Genomic DNA, 12,609 nt, shown 5'->3' on the forward strand with positions numbered 1-12,609 from the left:
GACGGCCCGTTCCCGTGTTCGCGGGAACGGGCTGGCGCAACACCATCGTTCGTCGGGGCAGCTCGATCGATCGTCCGCTCGCAGCTCAACACGACAAGGCAACCATGCAGGACTCCAGCACGCACCAGCCGGTTCGCGACAACGCCTTCCATCGCTCCATCGGCGTGTTCTCGGGCACCGCGATCAACATGACCCAGATGTGCGGCATCGGGCCGTTCATCACCATTCCCATCATGGTGGCCGCGATGGGTGGACCGCAGGCGATCATCGGCTGGATCGCCGGCGCTATCCTGGCCATGGCGGATGGACTGGTCTGGGCCGAACTCGGTGCGGCGATGCCCGGTTCCGGCGGAACCTACGTCTATTTGCGCGAAGCGTTCCAGTACCGCACCGGCAAGCTGATGCCGTTCCTGTTCATCTGGACCATGCTGTTGGCGATTCCCTTGCTGATGTCCACCGGCATCATCGGCATGGTGGAGTATCTGCAATTCTTCTTTCCCGGCCTGGGCTGGTGGCCGCAGCATCTGATCGGCGTGGCGGCGACTGCCGTGGTCACCTGGCTGCTGTATCGGCGCATCGAATCGGTGCGCGCGATCACCGTTGCCTTGTGGGTCGTCATGCTGGTCTCGATCATCGGCGTGGCGGCGGCGGGCTTCTCCCACTTCAACCCAGCGTTTGCGTTTGCCTTCCCGGCCGACACGTTTGGCGGGCATTTCTTCGTGGGGCTGGGCGCGGGCCTGATCATCGGCATCTACGACTATCTCGGTTACAACACCACCGCCTATATCGGCGACGAGTTGCGCGATCCCGGCCGCACCATGCCGCGCTCCATCATCATCTCGGTGATCGCGATGATGGTGGTCTACCTGCTGCTCAACATCAGCGTGCTGGGTGTGGCGCCGTGGCAAGAGATCGCCCAGTCCAAATCGGTGGCGTCGCTGGTGGTGGAGCGCAGCTGGGGCCATCTGGCGGCCGCCGTGATGACGGTGCTGATCATCGTGACCGCCTTCGCCTCCGTGTTCACCGGCTTGCTGGGCGGTTCGCGCGTGCCGTTCGAAGCAGCGCGGGACAAGGTGTTCCTGTCCATGTTCGCGCGGCTGCATGCCAAGCACAGTTTCCCGCACGTGGCCCTGCTGACGATGGGTGTGGTGACGGCGATCGGCACGTTCTTCGACCTGAGCGAAGTCATCAACATGCTGCTGGCCGCCACCATCATCGTGCAGTCCATCGCGCAGATCGCCGCGCTGATCGTGCTGCGCAAGCGCCAGCCGGATCTCGCGCGACCCTATAAGCAATGGCTCTATCCCGTGCCCTGCATCATCGCGCTGCTGGGATGGATCTATGTGTACGTGTCCGCCACTCCCTTGTCGCTGATCCTCTCCAGCCTGTGGATCGTCGCCGGACTGGTGGTGTTTGCGATCTGGGCGAGGCTCAACCAGTCCTGGCCATTCGCACCCGTTGAAATCCGCGAAACCTATCTTGGGAAGCCGTAACGTCATGCAAACTCCAGCCAGGCACGCGCTTTGGATGATGGCCGCGATGGCGGCATCGACCGCATCGGTGGCACACGCCCAGACAGCGTACGTCCCCACTCAGGTGTCCGCCGAGGCGGGTTCCGTCACGGCCATCGACCACTGGCAGATCCAGGACAGTTCGAAGGCACAGCAGGATGGTGCCGAGATCTCCGCGGCCGGCTTCTCCACCAAGGAGTGGTACCCGGTGAGCGGACGGGCCACGGTCATGGCCGGGTTGCTGGAAAACGGCACCTTCAAGAACGATGTGTTCTACAGCGACAACCTGCGCGCCGTGCAGGTGCCGGAGGCCAGCGGCAACCTGTTCGTGACGCCGTGGTGGTATCGCGCGCAGTTCACGCTGTCCAAGGACGTGGGCAGGAAGCACACGCTGCTGCACACCAACGGCATGATCGCCAGCGCCGACCTGTGGGTGAACGGGCATCGGGTGGCCGACCACGCCGAGCTTGCCGGGGCCTATCCCGTGCACGATTTCGACGTGACACGCTGGGTGCACGCGGGCGACAACGTCGTCGCCATGCAAGTGCAGCCGGGCGATCCGCGAATGAGCCTGTCGATCGGCTGGGTGGACTGGAATCCCACGCCGCCGGACAACAACATGGGCCCGTGGCGGGGTGTGGACATCGCGCAGACCGGACCGGTCGAACTGAGCTTTCCCCATGTACAGCCGACACTGTCGGCCGATCTCTCGCACGCCACGTTGGCGGTGAAGGTCACTGCGAAGAATCTCGACACGGTAGCGCATGACGCCACCATCACCGGCACTGTCGCCGACGTTCCGCTGCAGCAGACGGTTCATCTGGCACCGGGACAAACCCAGGTCGTTTCGTTCTCGTCCAGCACCACGCCCGGCCTCGCGCTGGACCATCCGAAGATCTGGTGGCCCGTCGGCATGGGCGAGCATCCGCTGTATCGACTTGAGATGACTGCGGCGGTGGACGGCGCAACGTCTGATCGAACCACGGCGACCTTTGGCGTACGCAGCGTCACGTCGAACCTCACCAAACAGGGCTATCGCCAGTTTTTCGTCAACGGAAAGCCGCTGTTGATCCGCGGCGGCGGCTGGGCGCCAGACATGTTCCTGCGCGATGATCCGGCGCGCATGGAGGCGGAGTTTAGCTACGTGCTCAACCTCGGCCTCAACACCATCCGCAGCGAAGGCAAGCTGGAGAACCAGCGCTTCTACGACCTCGCCGATCAATATGGCGTTCTGATCCTGGCGGGCTGGGAGTGCTGCGACAAATGGGAGTCGGCCGCCAAGACCGGTGGCGCGCCGTGGACGTCCGCCGATATGAAGGTCGCGCAAGACTCGATGGCGAGCGAAGCGCGATTGCTGCGCAACCATCCTTCGGTGATCGGCTTCCTGATCGGCAGCGACAATGCACCGCCGCCGCCCATCGCCAAGATGTATGCCGATACGCTGCGCGCCGAGGATTGGTCGCTGCCGGTCATCTCGGCGGCGGTTCCCCAGGGAACGGCCGAAGCCGGACCTTCCGGCCTGAAGATGGCCGGTCCGTACGACTGGATCCCGCCCTCGTATTGGTATGCCGACAAGCTCGGCGGCGCGTTTGGTTTCGATTCGGAAGTCAGCGCGGGCGCGGACATCCCGCGACTGGAAGACGTGCAGCGCATGCTGTCGCCGCAGGAACAGGAAGCGCTGTGGAAGTACCCGGAGCAGCGGCAGTATCACGCCTCTGCCGACTGGTCGACATTCGCCGTGCTAACGCCGTTCGACAAGGCGCTGGCCCAGCGCTATGGCGCACCCACGAGTCTTACCGATTATGTGGCCAAGGCCCAGCTGGACAATTACGACAACGTCCGCGCGCAATTCGAGGCATTCAACGCGCACATGGATGCCGCCAAGCCGGCTACCGGCGTGATCTACTGGATGCTCAACAACGCGTGGCCTTCGCTGCATTGGCATCTGTACGACTACTTCATGAATCCGGCCGGCGCGTACTTCGGTGCCAAGAAGGCGAACGAGCCGGTGCATATCCAGTATTCGTACGACACCAAGGGCATCGTGTTGGTGAACCACGCGCTTGACGATGTGCACGGTCTGCAGGCGAATATCCGGGTACGCAATCTCGATGGCAGCGTGCGTTACGAGAAGCATCTGCAGGGCATCGATCTGGCGGGCAACCATACGCATCCGCTGACCACCCTGCCGGCCATCGCCAACCTGTCCACCACCTACTTCATCGAGCTTGAACTCGCCGCCGCCGATGGCAAGCCGGTCAGCCGCAACGTCTACTGGTTGTCCACGCGGGCGGACGTGCTCGACTGGGCGCAGTCGAACTGGTACCTCACGCCGCTGACGCAATACGGCGACCTGACCGCGCTGAAAACCTTGCCGGCCGCCACCAGCGAAGTTCACGCCACGACGCAGCGCGACGGCAATGACGAGGTCACCACGGTCACGCTGTCAGTGCCCGCATCGTCCAAGGCCGTTGCGCTGTTCCAGCATGTATCGATCAAGCGTGGCGCGCAGGGCGCGCTTGCGCTGCCGATACGCTGGACTGACAATGACGTGACGCTTTGGCCGGGTGAATCGATCGTTCTGACCGCGCGATATGCCGCGCAGGGAACGGCCGGTCCGGTGGTCGAAGTAAGCGGTTGGAACGTTCCGGTCCAGAGCGTTGCGGCTGGCGCCACGCACAGTACAGATCATTGAAGAGGTTCCCATGTCGCGCGTGACCATCAACGATGTCGCTCGTGCCTCGAACACCTCGAAGAAGACTGTATCGCGCGTGCTGAACAACGAGCCGAACGTGCGCGACGAAGTGCGCGATCGCGTGCTGGCGGCCGTGGCGGAACTCAACTACCGGCCGCTCACCTCGGCGCGCAGCCTGGCGACGAACCGTTCCTTCATGGTCGGCCTGCTCTACGACAACTTGTCGCCGAGCTACATCATGGAAGTGCAGGCGGGCGTGCTGGAGGCGTGCGAGGCCAGGCAGTACAGCATGATGGTGCAGCCACTGGTCTCGACGGCACCGGATTTCGTCGAGCGTGTGGAGAGCATCCTCTCGCGGCACCAGCCCGACGGCCTGATTCTCACGCCACCGATCACCGATCATCCGAAACTGCTCGAACACCTGCGCAAGATCGGACTTCCGTTCGCCTCGATTGCGCCACGCCAACCCAAGGGTTGCATCGGCGTGATGCTGCGCGAGCGCGAAGCCGCCGCGGCGATGGTGGAACATCTCGTCGCACTGGGACATCGACGCATCGCGCATATCCTGGGCGATCCCAAGCACGGCGCGGGCATCTGGCGCCTCGCCGGGTACCGCGATGGGCTGAAGCGCGCGGGCTTGAAGGAAAACCCGGCGCACATGGTTCAAGGCCAGTTTTCGTTCGAATCCGGCGTGGCCGCCGCCCGCCGATTGCTTAAATTGAAGCAGCGGCCCACCGCCATCTTCGCGGCCGACGACGATATGGCCGTGGGCGCGATATGGGCCGCGGCGGAGGCCGGCGTGTCGGTTCCCAGCGAGATGTCCATTTGCGGCTTCGACGACACCACCATTGCCACCCAGGTATGGCCGCTGCTGACCACCGTCCACCAGCCCGTTCGCGAGATGGGCAAGCGGGCCACGGAGGAGCTGCTGCTTCGCGTGCTGGGCAAGGGAGAGGCCCGCATGGTTGAAGTCGGCTATGAGATGCGCATGCGCGCCTCGACGGCAGCGGCGCCCTGAGCTGGCATAGTGCAACCTTAATTCGACTATCTGGAGCCTCCGCATGCCCGCTACGCCCGACGCCAGCAAGCCACCGCGAAAGTTCCATTTCATTTCCGGTCTGCCGCGCGCCGGCACCACCTTGCTGGCCGCGATCCTCAACCAGAATCCGCGCTTTCGCGCCGGCATGACCAGCCCGCTGGCCGACATCATGGGCGTGGTGATTGCCGAAGCGAGCAGCAAGAACGATTTCTCGTTCGATGTCTCCGACGATCAGCGTGTCGCCCTCTTGCGCGGACTGATCGAGAACTTCTACTCGGTGGAAGGCGGCACCGAGGTGGTGTTCGACACCAGCCGGTTGTGGTGCAGCCGCATGCAGTTGCTCAACACGCTGTTCCCTGGCGTGAAGGTCATCGCTTGCGTGCGCCAGCTGGCCTGGGTGCTGGACAGCATGGAGCGGTTGGTCCGCGGGCAACCCGTGAGCGTCAGCAAGGTGTTCCGCTTCGACACCAACACCACGGTGTACTCGCGCATCGAGGCGCTGACCGATCCGCGAGGCATGGTGGGCTTTGCCTACCAGGCCACCAAGGAGGCCTTTTATGGCGAGTACGCGCAAGACCATCTGCTGATGCTCACCTACGAAAGCCTGGTCCGCGACCCTGCCACTGCCGTGCGTGCCGTCTATCAATTCCTGGGCGAACCCTGGTTCGAACACGATTTCGACCACATCGAATACAACGCGGACGAATTCGATGCGCGCGTGGGCATGCCCGGCCTGCATTCCGTGCGGGCAAAGGTGGAGGCGGTCGAACGCCAACCCATCCTGCCCCGCGAGATCTTCGGGCGCTTCGCCAACGAGGCGTTCTGGATGGATCCCAAGAACAATATCAACCAGGTCACGATCGTGTAGTTGCGCGTGATCGATGCCGCAACGAAAGGCCGCCCTGCGCGGCCTTTTTCGTATCTGCGCGAGGCCAGCCAGGCCCGCTGCCCATCGCTCAACTTGACGCCCGCCTGCTAGTTACGCCACTTTCCCGCTATCAGATCGAGTCTTGCGGCTGCCCTCATGCGACGCGACATCGCCATCGTTGTTTTTCCGGGGTTTCAACTGCTGGATGCGGCCGGCCCGGTCGCCGTGTTCGAGATGGCGGAGCGGTTCCGGCCGGACAGTTATGCGATCCACGTGTTGGCCCCGGGAGGCGGCGTGGTGCGCAGTTCGTCGGGCGTGTGCCTGGCGGCCGCGCCGATTGAAGCCAGGCACTTCGATACGGTGATCGTCTCGGGCGGCAACCTGGCGCAGGTCGAGGAGAACCAGGGCGCGGTGGTCGCCTGGCTCGGCGACGATGCCTGGCGTCGCGCGGCAGGTGTGTGCTCCGGCGCGTTCGTCCTCGCGCACGCCGGCTTGCTCGATGGCCGGCGCGCGACCACGCATTGGGCCGTGGCGGAGCGCTTCCGTTCGCTTTATCCGCAGGTCCAGCTCGATGCCGACCGGATGTTCGTGAGGGATGGCAAGGTGTGGACGTCGGCAGGCATTTCCGCCGGCATCGACCTGGCGCTGGCACTGGTCGAGGACGACCTTGGCCCCGGTATCGCGCGGCGTGCGGCCCAACAGCTGGTGGTGCATCAGCGGCGGCACGGCGGGCAATCGCAGTACTCCGTGCTGGTGGAACAGGGCGGCAAGACCGGACGCTTCGGTGAACTGATTGGCTGGGTACGTGCACGCATCGCCGAACCGATGTCGGTGGAGCGGCTGGCCGAACGCGCCGCGATGAGTCCGCGAAACTTTGCCCGCGCGTTCACGGCAGAGATTGGCGCGACGCCGGCCAAAGTGGTCGAAGGATTGCGACTGGAAGCCGCGCGCATTGCGGTCGAAACCGGGCATCTGAATCTCGACCACATTGCCGCGTCGACCGGTTTCGGCGATTCGAGCCGCATGCGCCGCGCCTTCGTGCGCGCCTTTGGCATGTCGCCGCAATCGCTGCGTCGAAGCGCGGGCGTGTCACGGCCTTAGTGCGGGTACCGCAGGGTTCGGCGTACCCCATTCGTTGGCCGTTTTTGTCCGGAAATTGTCCTTGCCGGTACCGCGTGGAGCACTCATAAAAGGGCGCCTTGCCGCAGTTCGGCTGGCATCGGCAAAACCACCATCGTCTTTCATGTGAGGATTCGCATGCGCTTGACCCCGTTCGTTTCCGCCTGTCTACTGTGTCTGGGCGCCGCGCAGGCCTCGGCCGCCACACCGGCGCCGACACCGGCGGCCCCCACGACGCGACTCGACCATATCCTGCTCTGGGGGCACGGGATCGATCAGGTCACCTCGGTCATGGCGGTCAAACTGGGTTTCCAGGTTCGGCCCGGGCGCGATCCGGATGGCGTAGCCAATCGCTATATCCGCTTCTCGGACAGCAGCTTCATCGAATTGCTGGGCATCACCCGAGCCGATCCCAAATTCGATCCGGGGATGAAGGAGGACCAGCAGGCGTTGAAGGGCGGGCCCGGTTCGCGCACGTTCGGCTTTCGCTCCTCGTCGCTCGATGCGATCCATCAATCGCTGCAGGCACTGCATTACGCCGTCACGCCGTTCTTCTCCGGCCCGGACAGCGCCAAGCCTGGTTGGCGCCTGTTTGCCTTCGACCGCGCGCCGCTGTCGAGCAACACGTTCTTCATCGACTATGCCGCCGGTTACGCGCCCGACCAGTTCGACCCAACCAATGCCGACGACTATCGCGTCACCCGCGAGCATCCCAACAGCGCGCGTGCACTCTCGTCGATATGGCTGGTGTCCGGCGATGCCGATGCCGATCGCCGGCAGCTCGAAAAAATGGGCTTCGGTCACGCGGTGCCGGTGAAGCTGGCGGCCGTCGGCGCCAAGGGATTCTGCGTGCCGGTCGGTCCGACGGCATTGTTGGCGCTCGAGCCCGATGGTGCGGGACTCGCCAAGCAGACCATCGCCAACGGCGGCCCACGCATCCTTGGCGTGAGCTATGCCGTGGCCGATCTGGAGCGCGCGCAGCGCTGGGTCGAGCGCGGCTACGAGCGCAAGCTGGTCAGCTACCGTGGGTTGTCCGGCGAATCCATCCTCGCCCCGACTCAGGACGACCTCGGCCTGTCCATCGAATTCCACGCGATGCAGTCGGGCGGCTCGCCGTGCACCACGGCAAGCCGGTAGCACGCGCGCAAGCGTCGACGCTTTCGATCGAGAGCGTCGTCACTCAATGCTCAAGGCGCTGGATCCAGCGGCACTGACATGCCGCGCTTGAGCGTGCTCAGCGCGACCCGGGTCTGGAACCGCCGCACATTCGCGTTTTCCGCCACCAGGCGCTGCATGAGTGCTTCGAAGTCCTCGACATCGCGCGCCAACACGACCAGCACGTAGTCGCCCTCACCCGTGACGTACCAAGCCTCCTGAATGCAGGGCTCGCTCACGATCCATTGCTTGAGGCTCGCCAGCAGCTCCGGACGCTCGCGCTCCACCTCGACGTCCACGATCATCGTCAACGCGCGCCCCACGCGCTTGGGGTCCAGCACGGCCACCTCGGCGAGAATGATGCCTTCCTCGCGCATGCGTACGATCCGTCGCTGCACGGCGGAGGCCGAGAGGCCGACGTCCGCACCGATCAATTCGGCGGGGCGGCGCGCATCCTTCTGAAGCAGGTTGAGAATGCGCCGGTCGATCTTGTCCAACTCGTTCTCGGGCACGCGCGAAATCCTTGAAAGACAGGGAATGAAAGCGTCGATCCGTCAGAAGTCGCGGACTGGCCGCGCGGCCGAACTTTAGCATGGAGCACTTCGGTAACCGCCCCGGGGCACCCGTTCCATGCAGCTGCTTTACCAATCCCATTCGCCGTATGCACGCAAGGTGCTTGTGTTCGCCCACGAGGCCGGCCTGGCCGATCGCATCGAGGTGATTCACCAGGAGACCAGCCCTGTCGAACGCAATCCCGGCGTGTTCGCCCTGAACCCACTCGGCAAGGTTCCCGTCCTTGTCTGCGACGATGGCACGGTGTTGTTCGAATCCGCCGTCATCTGCGAGTACCTGGACAGTCAGCATGAGGGGAGAAGGCTTTTCCCTTCCGCGCCGGCAGCGCGTTTTCGCGCCCAGCTCCACCAGGCGCTCGCCTTGGGACTGGCCGACGCCGGCATTGCCGTTCGCTGGGAATCCAAGCGCCGTCCGGAAGCCTTGAGATGGCCACCGTTGCTCGAAGGCCAGCTGCAGAAAGTGATCGCGGCCTGTGACTATCTGGAAGACCGGATGGTCGATGATCAAGCCGTGGATGTCGGCGACATCGCCGTTGCCACCGCGCTCAGCTGGATCGAGTTCCGCCAGATCCACGACTTCCAGTATGGCCGGCCCCGTTTGTCCGCCTGGTATCAAGCCTTCTGCGCACGCCCATCGATGAGGGCCACGCCGCTGTCCGGCGACACCATCGACCGTCCCCAGTCAGTGCGTGAGAGAGTGCCGCATGCCGTCGCCGTGGATTGATCTGCTGAGCCTGCACGGCTACCTCACCGATATCAAACTGCTGCAAAGGCTGGCCACGCGACCAGCCACGCCAGCGCCGCGCGAGCCTGGCAGTGAGAGCAAACTTCTTTCCATCGCGAAACAGGTGGCAAGGTCCACACGTCTATGCCTGGGCATCGGCGACGGCGTGTCGCGCTCCCAATAGGGTCAACGGTGTTCGCTTGTTCTGGGCAATGCCTCTTCCACGGCCCGTGCCACGTCCGCGGCGATATCCCGATATCCGGCATCGGAGTAATGGACATTGTGCGGGCGCTTGAATAGTTCGGGCCCAAAGCCAGCGGTCAAGCCGTACAGATCGACCACGGCAATGCCGTGGGCTTGCATCACTTCCTTGGCGATCCGGTTGTACGTGATGGCGTCCTGCGGTTTACGGCCCGGGTCGCCTTCCGGAATAACCGTGGTGTTCTCCCAGATCAGATGAGCATGCGTCCGCTCCAGCCGTCGAACGATGGCCTCGAGATTCCTTCGATACTGCTCGGGACTCACCGAGATGACGCCATGCACCTTGTCCAGATCGTTGCCATCGGGCAGCGCGGCGTTCCGATAGCAAACGTCCCACAGCCCGAAATTGAAACTGATCACATCCCACCGGGTGGAACCCAGCCACGCGTCCAGTTGTTCGACGCCATAGGATGAGCTTTCTCCATTCTCGGGAATGCGCGTCACCTCCGCCTTGCCGTCCAGCAGCGCGGTCACGTGAGGCGTATAGCCTTGAGAAATCGAGTCGCCGATGATCAGGACCTTGGGCAACGCGGAACTCGCCTGTGCCAGGCTCGCAACGGTCACGCATAGTGCAGCCAGGACAAGGCGGAACCAGGTTTTACGTGATCGCTTCATCGCTGCTCCATGGCTTCCAGGGGTTGTCTGAACCCGGTGTCGAAGTGTGCATCGCAAAGCTGGCCTGGGCGTGTCCGTTCCGGGGCGAAGTCCGCACGCGTAGCCATGCTTCGGCTAAGAATAGCTTCGCACCGACACGAACATCGGCTGCAAGACAAGAAGCATAAGTTCTTGCGGACGCACTCTCTGTTCGCTGAAATCGCGCGGGCAATGGGCAGCGTTTCAGCGAAACGAGGCACTTCGCACAATTCCGCTAAAGCTTGAATTCACGCGCCCCGACGTCCTTGCTCCCTGCCGAAAGGCACCCCGAAGAACGTGACTTTCTGCATGCGGATAAGCCAAGCGACGCGCGTAGCGTGCGCTGCATTGCCCCGGAGGGGCGCTGCCGACCCCATGCCATGGACCGTTCGTTTGATCGCCGTACACCTCGCCTCGTTCTTCCGGCCCTGATCGCGCTGGCGCTGGCTACACCGGCGTTGGCGGCCGATGTGCCGCAGGACGGCGATGCCGTCAAGCAGGCAGTGCACCCGGGTTGCGACCATCTCGATGCGAAGGCCTGCGTGCAGTTGGCCATCGACGCCATGGGCGGTTCCGAGCGGCTGGCAGGTATTCACAGCGAGAGCTACGAAGCGATCGGTCACACCGTGTTGGCCGAGCAGTCCTATCGGCAGCAGCCGTTCATCACCTCGTACGAGCGCGACAAAGTCACGGTGGATCTGGACCAGCAACGCATCGCGCGCGATGTGCATTTGACCTGGCCCGAATCCGATCCGCACGGCGCCGATGTCGACGTCACCCTGGTTGCCACGCCTCGGGGCGGCGTCTACCGCGGCAAACAGGGCGATTCGCCTGCCCAGCTCGCCGACATCGACGATGCCAAGGACACCTTGGAACTGGGTCCCGAGCGCCTTCTGCTTCACGCCATGGCGGCCGCGGATCTGCACTACGCGCCTTCGCAATGGTTGCGCGCCACACCGCACAGCGCGGTGGAATTCAGCTGGGACGGGGTGCCGGTGACGGTGCTGCTGAACGCCTACAACCATCTGCCGGATGCACTGGAGCGCACGCGCACCTTCAAGGACTTCTGGTATGCCTGGGGCGACGTCGATCAGCGCATCTATTTCGACAACTGGCATGTCGTGCAGGGCGTGGTGTTTCCCACCAATCGCGTCGATCGGCGCAACGGCGTGTGGTTCGCCTCGACCCAACTGCTCGACCCGGCTTTCAATCTGCCGATGGACGCGAAGACGTTCGCGATGGATGCCGCGGTGGCGGCCAAGAGCATGCAATCGCCAGGCTGGAACCGCCAGTTCAGCGACAAGAAGCGCGTGGAGCTGGCGCCGGGCATCGAGCTGTACCAGGGCTCATGGAATACGACGCTGATCAGGCAGGACGATGGCATCGTGCTATTGGAAGCGCCGATCTCCAGCAGCTACGTGCAAGGCGTACTGGCCAAGGTGCATGGCGAATATCCCGGCGTACCGATCAAGGCGGTACTCACGACATCCGATTCCTGGCCGCATATGGCCGGCGTGAGACAGGCGGTGGCCGAGGGTTTGCCGGTCTATGTGCTCGACCTCAACAAGCCGCTGCTGGACAAGCTGGTCAGCGCGCCGCATCGCCTGCAGCCGGATGAGTTGCAAGCCCATCCAAGGGCGCCGCGCTGGACGGTCGTCGGCGATCATCTGGAACTCGGCAAGGGTACCAATCGGGTGGTGTTGTATCCGCTGCGTGGCGCCTCGACCGAGCGACAGTACATGGTGTACTTCCCGCAGCAGAAACTCTTGTACGCCAGCGACACGCTGGTGTTGAACGCCGATCACACGCTTTACGATCCCGACCTTATGTACGAGGTGACACAGGCGGTGGCGCGCGAACATCTGCAGGTCGACACGGTGTACGCGATGCATGAGGGTCCGACGCCGTGGGAGCAGGTACGCCATCTGGTCGAGCAGGCCATGATGCCAACGGTTGCAGGCAAGTCGACGGGTTGATCACCGCGCCGCCTGCGTCGCCGAGATGCCGTTCGTGGCGCATGGTGCACCGTTCG

The 12,609-nt window shown here is 63.8% G+C and carries 11 protein-coding genes; 9 read left to right on the plus strand and 2 right to left on the minus strand.

Going from position 1 to position 12,609, the window contains the following annotated elements; translation table 11 throughout:
* Positions 1-14 precede the first annotated feature (14 nt).
* From ACN9MB_RS20355 to ACN9MB_RS20380, 6 genes are all read left to right on the plus strand, one after another.
* Positions 15-1,493 carry an APC family permease gene (locus tag ACN9MB_RS20355; protein ID WP_426270076.1) on the plus strand — a complete coding sequence of 493 codons (1,479 nt, stop codon included), beginning with the start codon at positions 15-17 and terminating at the stop codon, positions 1,491-1,493.
* 46 nt (positions 1,494-1,539) lie between these two features.
* The gene (locus ACN9MB_RS20360; RefSeq protein WP_426270077.1) at positions 1,540-4,206 is read left to right on the plus strand and encodes a glycosyl hydrolase 2 galactose-binding domain-containing protein; all 2,667 of its coding nucleotides are present in this window, start codon (positions 1,540-1,542) and stop codon (positions 4,204-4,206) included.
* A gap of 10 nt (positions 4,207-4,216) precedes the next feature.
* Entirely contained in the window at positions 4,217-5,224 is a 1,008-nt protein-coding gene (locus tag ACN9MB_RS20365; RefSeq protein ID WP_204637526.1) for a LacI family DNA-binding transcriptional regulator, read from the plus strand.
* 43 nt (positions 5,225-5,267) lie between these two features.
* Entirely contained in the window at positions 5,268-6,113 is an 846-nt protein-coding gene (locus tag ACN9MB_RS20370) for a sulfotransferase family protein (RefSeq protein ID WP_426270078.1), read from the plus strand.
* 156 nt (positions 6,114-6,269) lie between these two features.
* A complete protein-coding gene (locus ACN9MB_RS20375) occupies positions 6,270-7,214 on the plus strand; it encodes a GlxA family transcriptional regulator (protein ID WP_204637528.1) in 945 nt (314 codons plus the stop codon).
* 156 nt (positions 7,215-7,370) lie between these two features.
* Positions 7,371-8,369 (plus strand): VOC family protein, encoded by a 999-nt coding sequence (locus ACN9MB_RS20380; RefSeq protein WP_426270079.1) that lies wholly within the window; start codon positions 7,371-7,373, stop codon positions 8,367-8,369.
* A 50-nt stretch (positions 8,370-8,419) separates the two neighbouring features.
* On the opposite strand, the gene ACN9MB_RS20385 is transcribed toward ACN9MB_RS20380, so the two are convergent.
* Positions 8,420-8,884 (minus strand): Lrp/AsnC family transcriptional regulator, encoded by a 465-nt coding sequence (locus ACN9MB_RS20385; protein ID WP_426270080.1) that lies wholly within the window; start codon positions 8,882-8,884, stop codon positions 8,420-8,422.
* Positions 8,885-9,017: 133 nt separating this feature from the next.
* Between ACN9MB_RS20385 and ACN9MB_RS20390 the strand changes: the two genes are divergently transcribed.
* Positions 9,018-9,683, plus strand: a complete 666-nt coding sequence (locus tag ACN9MB_RS20390; RefSeq protein ID WP_426270081.1) for a glutathione S-transferase family protein — start codon at positions 9,018-9,020, stop codon at positions 9,681-9,683.
* Entirely contained in the window at positions 9,664-9,867 is a 204-nt protein-coding gene (locus tag ACN9MB_RS20395; protein WP_204637532.1) for a hypothetical protein, read from the plus strand. The genes ACN9MB_RS20390 and ACN9MB_RS20395 overlap by 20 nt, the downstream gene beginning before the upstream one ends.
* A gap of 2 nt (positions 9,868-9,869) precedes the next feature.
* Here ACN9MB_RS20395 and ACN9MB_RS20400 read toward each other — a convergent pair whose 3' ends face one another.
* On the minus strand, positions 9,870-10,559 hold the full coding sequence (locus ACN9MB_RS20400; protein WP_426270082.1) for an SGNH/GDSL hydrolase family protein: 690 nt from the start codon (positions 10,557-10,559) through the stop codon (positions 9,870-9,872).
* Positions 10,560-10,957: 398 nt separating this feature from the next.
* Here ACN9MB_RS20400 and ACN9MB_RS20405 point away from each other — a divergent pair, with 398 nt between their 5' ends.
* Positions 10,958-12,553, plus strand: a complete 1,596-nt coding sequence (locus ACN9MB_RS20405) for a hypothetical protein (RefSeq protein ID WP_426270083.1) — start codon at positions 10,958-10,960, stop codon at positions 12,551-12,553.
* The last annotated feature ends 56 nt before the right edge of the window (positions 12,554-12,609 follow it).

The sequence above is a fragment of the Dyella kyungheensis genome (assembly GCF_049913195.1).
In the GTDB taxonomy this organism is placed as follows: Bacteria; Pseudomonadota; Gammaproteobacteria; order Xanthomonadales; family Rhodanobacteraceae; genus Dyella; species Dyella kyungheensis.

Excerpts from the sequence above, each read along its gene's own strand:
- ACN9MB_RS20360 (WP_426270077.1), top strand. The coding sequence starts at position 1,540 with ATGGCGGCATCGACCGCATCGGTGGCACACGCCCAGACAGCGTACGTC.
- ACN9MB_RS20365 (WP_204637526.1), top strand. The coding sequence starts at position 4,217 with ATGTCGCGCGTGACCATCAACGATGTCGCTCGTGCCTCGAACACCTCG.
- ACN9MB_RS20370 (WP_426270078.1), top strand. The coding sequence starts at position 5,268 with ATGCCCGCTACGCCCGACGCCAGCAAGCCACCGCGAAAGTTCCATTTC.
- ACN9MB_RS20375 (WP_204637528.1), top strand. The coding sequence starts at position 6,270 with ATGCGACGCGACATCGCCATCGTTGTTTTTCCGGGGTTTCAACTGCTG.
- ACN9MB_RS20380 (WP_426270079.1), top strand. The coding sequence starts at position 7,371 with ATGCGCTTGACCCCGTTCGTTTCCGCCTGTCTACTGTGTCTGGGCGCC.
- ACN9MB_RS20390 (WP_426270081.1), top strand. The coding sequence starts at position 9,018 with ATGCAGCTGCTTTACCAATCCCATTCGCCGTATGCACGCAAGGTGCTT.
- ACN9MB_RS20395 (WP_204637532.1), top strand. The coding sequence starts at position 9,664 with ATGCCGTCGCCGTGGATTGATCTGCTGAGCCTGCACGGCTACCTCACC.
- ACN9MB_RS20400 (WP_426270082.1), bottom strand. The coding sequence starts at position 10,559 with ATGAAGCGATCACGTAAAACCTGGTTCCGCCTTGTCCTGGCTGCACTA.
- ACN9MB_RS20405 (WP_426270083.1), top strand. The coding sequence starts at position 10,958 with ATGGACCGTTCGTTTGATCGCCGTACACCTCGCCTCGTTCTTCCGGCC.